Genomic DNA, 6,948 nt, shown 5'->3' with positions numbered 1-6,948 from the left:
GGCGAGCAGATTGGCGCCCGGAGTTTCCTCGACGAAGTCGAACGCCATCGACTTCACCAAGCCGGCGATCGCTTCGTCCGTCAGGTGGGAGCGTGCGGTCCGCGGCGTCACGCGCATCTGTGTGGCAACGAACTGCACCCGCTCGTCGATCAGCTCGCCGGCCGCGGAGCGGGACATCGACATGCCCAGGTCGGACATCGCCGCCAACAGCACGTCGACGCGTTCATCGCGCCAGGGCATCCCGGTACTCACTGGAATCCGACGCGTGTGGGCCCAAACAGTTCAATCGCGACCATGACCCCACCGTTCCTGCGCCGACTGACGGGTCGTGCCCGCGGCCTGGCCGATCGTTGTCCACGTCTCGCCAGCAGCACGCGCAAACAGGACCGCCTCATCGAGCCGTCTCTTGGCGGCCGCGATCTCGGTGCGTGTTGTTCGGATGACGGCCAGCGCTTCGTGAGGGGAGACGTGTTCGGCCAGCCACCGGGCCCGAGCGACGTCCTCAACGTCTGGCCGATCCATGATGTCGACAGCAAAGTCACCTGGGGCGACATAGATCCGGCCATTCTCGGGATCCTCCAACGCCGGCGTGGCCACGCGCTCCCACCGATCACCAGTCCACACTGTGCGACCGCTGGTGAGTGAGCTCGTACAGTCGCACCTCAGCACCCATGCCACGACCTCATCGTGTGTGCGCTGTTCGTCCTTGCCGGTGTAGTTCCCCTGGTCGTCGACCCGCATGATCACCGGCCCGGTCGCGTTGCTCGTCGACGAGGTCTTGCCGTCGGCCATGACGACCTCCAGATACCCCTCATGCAGGGTGTCGTTGCTGATCCATCCCATGCTGATATCGTGTCATGACTCCCTGACATGGGTTTGAACACCGTCAGGATTGCCTGACTGTCATGCATCTACGTTGTGAGATGTCCCCGTATGGCCGTCCCGGCGACGTACGAAGTGCGGCGGCTTATTACGTAGGACGGCGCCGCCGGCTCCTTGCTGAACCTGACGGCACCTCAGGGTGATGGCCAGCCTAGGTCCAGCAAACACTCCTGACGTGAGGTTACCCAGCAAAGGGGGATCGAATCCGTTATGCGCGCGGCCCCGTGCTTTGACATCATCAGGCGTATGAGTGCCGATTCTTCCGGGGACCAGTTCGCCGCCATTGCCCGGTCTTTGAGCAGTGAGGCTGGGGTTGTCGCAACGTTGGACAACGCGACGGCGACCGCGGTGGGGATCGTCGACGGGTGCGACTACGCGGGCATTTCGTTGATCTTGAAGGGGCGACGCGTCAAGTCCGTCGCGCCGACCGACGAGATCGTGGTTCGTGCCGACCAGCTGCAGCACGAAACAGGAGAGGGTCCGTGTCTGCAGAGCGTCAGCGAGCACGAGACCGTCTACGCACCTGATTTGCGTGATGACCCGCGGTGGCCCCGGTGGGCGCCGCGTGCCGTCGCCGAGCTGGGCATCCGCAGCGCACTTGTCATGCGGCTGTTCGTCGGCCCCGACTCCTTCGGAGCGTTGAACTTGTTCTCGACCACGCCAAACGCGTTCAAGTCAGTCGATCGGGTGTCGGCTCATGCGCTCGCCGCCCACGTCGCTGTGGCGATGACCGCGGCTCAAGACCATCAGGACATGGACTCGGCCCTGATCAGCAGGACTACCATCGGGCAGGCCGAAGGCATGCTCATGCAAGCGCTCTCCATCAGCGGCGATCAGGCATTCGCGGCACTGGTCCGTGTGTCACAGGCACGCAACATTAAGTTGCACGAGATCGCTGCCGACATCGTTAGGAACGGCATCCGCCCCGAGCTGTTCGAATAGAGGCTCTCACGTGTGTCGTGCAGGGCAGGCCCTATTCATCACGACCGGGTTCGCGTCGGGGTAGAGGCCGTGGTCGGGATGCAGGCGCGACATGATCCGGGAGCTCTTGTGCCCTGAACTATTCAGTCATCACTCGATTGCGCGGCGTTCTTGTCGTCTTGGTCGCCGATGATGTTGTGCGCGACGTCGCTGAGTTTGACTTGCTCCTGTTGGGATCGTCGGCGTAGGTAATCGAACGCTTGCTCCGCACCGATTCCATAGCGGCCCATGAGGATGCCTTGAGCTTGGCCGATGAAGGTGCGTGCGTGCGTCGATCGCGATCGCGATCGCGGTCGCGAGGCCGTGCTCGGTGAAAGCAGATGACAGGGCTATTGATGCGTGGCGCGCGAAGTTCTGTGCAATCGCGACGTCTTTGGGTCCGAACGCGCCTGTTGGCTCCGCGTAGAGGTTCAGTGCGCCGAGGTTTCGGTTCTTGGACTCTAAGCGGATAGCGAGCGCGCTTCGGATACCCAGCTCGGCGACTGCTGGGCCCCAGTTCGGCCAGCGTGAGTCCGCGGCAGTGTCGTCGCAGACGTAGCTCGCTTCGCCACGGGTGGAGTCCAGGCAGGGCCCTTCGTCGAAAGCGATCTGGAGGTCGTGGATCTGAGCGACTCGCGATGACGTGGCGGCCGGCCAAGGCCAAGAGTCTCCTCGCAGCTGGTCAGGGATTCAGGAATCCACTGGACCCACACAGCACGCGCACGCCGGCGAGCACCTTCCAGCCACCACCGGCACCCAGCAGGGGCACTGGCCTCACCAGGTGATCAGCTGGTGAGCGATCCCCAGCGTTCCTGCGCCGACTGACGCATTGTGTCGTCGCTTCGCCGATTGTCGTCCAAGTCGCCAGGGTGGGCCTGGACGCGGGGCCCCTGGTCGCTGGTTGAATCCCCGCGCTAGCCAGAGCTCGCGCTGCTGCAGTCGCACGAGCGGTGTGCCCCTTTTCACCCATTATGGGCGTGTGGGAGGACCGCGATTCTAAGCGCCCTGATTGACTGATCGACCATCCACTGCAGGCGCCGCCGGTTCCACCACTTCGCGGCTGTCTGTTCCCTTGGCCTTATTCTGGCGTTTGCGTCACGACTGACGAGATCGTCTGTCACCCTGTTGTCAAGGCGGCCCCGGGGGCCGGACCAATGTAGAAGTGCCCCGGACTCATTTCGAAACTTGGGAGTCCCTCCTTTGCGTCGCATGCTAGTCACTCTGCTGTCCGCGCTGGCAGCCATGCTGACCTGTGCCGTCGCGCCCGCCACACCTGCGCAAGCATCCGGCGGGGTCGCGCCGCAACTGCTGTCGTTCTCAAGCACGCCCACCGAGGTGACCGTCGGCGGAAGAGTCACCGTGGCGGTCACTTCCGACACCCCGTTGTCCTACGTGAAGTTCACGTTTTCGGGCTCCAACGGGGGTGGCCGAACGCCTCAGTGGGGACCCGGCGGCGCAACCTCGTCCAACTTCAGCAACATCGTCATCGCCGATTTCGAGGCAGGGGTCCAGTACACCCTGCAGAGCATCCTGCTCCAGGCAACTGACGGCACTCAAGCGACATATTTGCGCAACGACACGGTGACAAAGAATCCGTCCACAGCGCCCGGCCCCAGCGAGCACGCGCTCGACTTCGCCGCCGCCGACTTCCACGTAGCGCCCACCGAACCTGCGGCGCCTGGGGCCGTCACGGTGTCGCCAGGTGACGGGCGCGCTTACATCTCGTGGACAGCACCGGCTGACCACGGTGGCCCGATCAGCAGCTACACGATTACCCCGTCGCCGTCGGGCGCCGTCGGACGCGTAGACGGCAGCGCCACGTCCGCAGTGGTGGAGGGCCTCGAGAACGGGACCGGGTACACGTTCGGGGTCATTGCCACAAACTCCTTGGGCGACTCACCGACCGCCTACTCCGGACAGGTCACTCCTGGTCCGGGCCTGGGTCGGCCAGCCCAACCCCAGTCGGTATCGGCGCGGGCTGGCGTGAACATGGCCAAGGTCTATTGGCAGCCACCCATCTTCGACGGAGGATCATCGATCACGGCATACACCGCAGCCGCAAGCCCCGGCGGTCAGTCCTGCACGGTCTCCGGCTCAGCAAGGTCCTGCTACGTCCCCGGGCTGACGAACGGTGTCACCTATACGTTCACGTTGACCGCGAAGAACAACAGCGGCACCTCCGACTCGTCGGAACCGAGCAACCCGGTGACCCCCACCCAAGACACGCAACCGGCGGCCGTGGTCTCCAGCACGGTCACCCCGCACCGCGTGTCGAGTCTGGGTGGAACCGTCACCGTCGAGCTACGCATCACCGACGACGTGTCAGGATCGGTGAGCAGCAACTACGTCCTGTTCCGCAATGCCGCCGGGAAGATGTTTGGGTTCGGCGCGGCGAACCGTATCTCGGGAGACGAGTACGACGGCGTGTACCGCCGCGTGGTCACGGTGCCCACCGGCACCGCGATCGGCCTCTACCAACTGTCGGTCTATCCCACCCACGACGCCGCGGGGAACGACGGCACGTTCCTGACCCGACCGGGATTGACGGTCGGCACGCCGGCGCCGCCAACGAATGTGAGTGCTTCGGCGGACGGCGCCCGTCAGGTCACTGTGACGTGGGACGCTCCGACCGATGACGGCGGGAACGTAATCACCGGGTACCAAGTCACCACCTCGCCCGGAGGGCAGACCTACACCACAACCGGCACGAGCCTGACGGCATCGTTCGCCTCCTGGCCCGAGGCCACGTCGGTATTATTCACCGTGAGGGCAACTAACGCTGCCGGCACGAGTGACTCTTCCGAGCCTTCGCCGCCGCTAACGGTGCCTGCCGTCGCGCCGTCTGCTCCCATCATTACTGGTGTCACAGTCGGCAATCAGTCCGTCACCACAACGTGGAGCCCACCGTCCGCCGACGGTGGCTCCCCGGTAAGCGGGTATACCGCGACGGCACATCCTGGCGGCGCGTCCTGCACCACCAGCACACAAAGTTGCGCCATCTCCGATCTCAATAACGGCAGCAACTACACGATCACCGTCACCGCGACGAACAGTGGCGGCACTTCGCCGGACTCCACACCGTCGAACTCTGTCTCCCCGATCGGTCCCGTGCTGGCTTTCAGAACAGATCAGGCCAATGTGACGGTTGCGGAGTCCAGCGGCACCCAGAGTCTTGTTGTTGTGCGGAGTGGGAACACGAACGTACCGGCCACCGTTGACTACGCCCGAAGCGGCGGGACCGCAACTCCTGGGGAAGACTTCATCCTCAACAGCGGCACCCTGAATTTCGCCGAAGGTCAGACAACAAAAACCATCCCTGTGATCATCCTTGGGGACGGGGTGCGCGACCCCGGGGAGACCATCGAGATCTCCTTGACGGGGCCAAGCGTCGGAGCCACCGTGTCCTCGCCGCAGACTGCCACCGTGACTATCGCTGACGACGACACCGCAGTCGTTGCGTTTGCGCAGTCCACAAGGACCCTGACCGAGACCGCCGGCACCGTCCAGCTCACTGTGACTCGCACAGGGAACACCACGATCCCGGCCACCGTCGGATACGCCCGAACCGGCGGAAATGCGACACCTGGGGCCGACTTCACCCTCACCGCCGGGACTTTGAACTTCGCAGCTGGTGAGACGACCAAGAGCATCGAGGTGAGCATTGTCAACGACGTTGGTCGTGAAGCAGCTGAAAGCCTAGTGATCAGCCTCGATCCAGGCGATGGCGACACGTCGCTGGGGGCGCGTGCGACGACCACGGTAACGATCGCACCCAGCGACCAGCTACCAGACGGTGGGATCAGCTCATCAGCGTCGTCGGGGTACGTCGGCAACAACGTGTACAACACGACAGCGTTCGGACAGACCAAGACGGCCTCAGCCAAGCGGACGGCGACTCGCACTTTCTACGCTCGGTTGTACAACGACGGTAATGTCACGAACAACTTCATCGTCCGGGGGAGCGCCGCTTTGGCCGGATCAACCGTCAGGTACTACTCCGGCACCACAAACATCACAACCGCGATGCGCTCGACGGCAGGCTGGATAGTCACTCTCAGACCAGGCGCATACAAGCTGATCAAGGTGCGGGTCACCGTGCTGCGCACCGCGCGCACAGGCTCGCTGAAGCCGGCCACGGTCAGTACGAGATGGCTTGGCGATGCGAGCCGGACCGACGTGGTGAAGGGCGTCGTCAAGGTCACAACGTAACGGGTTGTCCCTAGTCAGGCGCGCATGCCGCGAGCTGGCGTTCGAGCATCCAGTCCGCGTCATACCGCCGCGGCCATAGGCTTTGTCTCGTGTTCTTCCTGTTCGAGCTTCTAGCCGATGGCCTATCCGGGGTTGCCGAGATATTCGACTCGACGGACTACCGACGATGCAAGCGCGCCTACCGCAGCGCGTGGAAGCAGGCCAGCGGAGCCACCCAAGGGTCGGAACAGGTGCTCCGCGAAGCGTTCAAAGCCGAACACGTGACGCACATATACCGAGACCCCGACGGCCCAGGGGTGGCTCCATGGTTGACGGCTTGGAGCGAAGGACTAAATCCCCGAGATGCGGCCCGCAGCGTCCGGGCAAATCGATAGAGACCTCGACGACGAATCCTGCGTCTTTCCACCGCAATTGACGGATGGCTCATCTGGCAGCGCGTAGGTATTGAGGAGTCCACGGGCCGGGCTTTGCCTACGCAGCGTGGCGGGAGGGAGGTTGCCAACTACTGCATCCATAACGAGGCCGGTGAGGCCAGTGCGGCACAGTTACGCCAAAACTGGACGACCGGTCACGTTCGCTGCCGCTCTGATTTGTTACCCAGGTCGATCCCGTCGGCGGTGTCATGGCACGCCCCACGCGCTCGAGCTGAACCATCAGTTGTCCAGCAAGTAGTGCCCTCGTGAGCCCGCTAGCAATTCTCAATAACCGACGATACTATCGGTTTATGCGAATTGGTCCGCCGGCGCTCCTGCCGATCCTCCGCTCTCAGAATCAGGCGCGGCTGCTGACATGGCTGCTGCTGCACCCCTCGCAGGAGTACGCCTTGGGAGATCTCGCCAGGCTGCTCGAGATAGCCCCGAGCACCATGCACCAGGAGGTGGAGCGCCTCGTGCGAGC

4 protein-coding genes and 2 pseudogenes are annotated in these 6,948 nt (G+C 63.7%); 2 read left to right on the top strand and 4 right to left on the bottom strand.

Annotated features, from left to right (window positions below):
* Both H7290_RS08210 and H7290_RS08205 read right to left on the bottom strand, forming a co-directional pair.
* Positions 1–240: pseudogene (locus tag H7290_RS08210) on the bottom strand (hypothetical protein); the annotation flags it as partial.
* A 42-nt stretch (positions 241–282) separates the two neighbouring features.
* On the bottom strand, positions 283–843 hold the full coding sequence (locus H7290_RS08205; protein ID WP_290513535.1) for a hypothetical protein: 561 nt from the start codon (positions 841–843) through the stop codon (positions 283–285).
* Between the two features lie 285 nt (positions 844–1,128).
* Here H7290_RS08205 and H7290_RS08200 point away from each other — a divergent pair, with 285 nt between their 5' ends.
* Positions 1,129–1,824, top strand: a complete 696-nt coding sequence (locus tag H7290_RS08200) for a GAF and ANTAR domain-containing protein (RefSeq protein WP_290513534.1) — start codon at positions 1,129–1,131, stop codon at positions 1,822–1,824.
* 122 nt (positions 1,825–1,946) lie between these two features.
* Here H7290_RS08200 and H7290_RS21320 read toward each other — a convergent pair whose 3' ends face one another.
* Together H7290_RS21320 and H7290_RS21315 are read right to left on the bottom strand one after the other, a co-directional pair.
* On the bottom strand, positions 1,947–2,183 hold the full coding sequence (locus H7290_RS21320; RefSeq protein ID WP_366927614.1) for an ANTAR domain-containing protein: 237 nt from the start codon (positions 2,181–2,183) through the stop codon (positions 1,947–1,949).
* A gap of 16 nt (positions 2,184–2,199) precedes the next feature.
* Positions 2,200–2,466: pseudogene (locus H7290_RS21315) on the bottom strand (GAF domain-containing protein); the annotation flags it as partial.
* A 585-nt stretch (positions 2,467–3,051) separates the two neighbouring features.
* Here H7290_RS21315 and H7290_RS08195 point away from each other — a divergent pair.
* Positions 3,052–6,051 (top strand): fibronectin type III domain-containing protein, encoded by a 3,000-nt coding sequence (locus tag H7290_RS08195; RefSeq protein WP_290513533.1) that lies wholly within the window; start codon positions 3,052–3,054, stop codon positions 6,049–6,051.
* Positions 6,052–6,948 lie beyond the last annotated feature (897 nt).

The organism is Aeromicrobium sp. (genome assembly GCF_014378035.1).
Taxonomy (GTDB): Bacteria; Actinomycetota; Actinomycetes; order Propionibacteriales; family Nocardioidaceae; genus Aeromicrobium.
The sequence above is the reverse complement of the archived record's forward strand: the minus strand, read 5'-3'. Positions and strand labels throughout refer to the sequence as shown.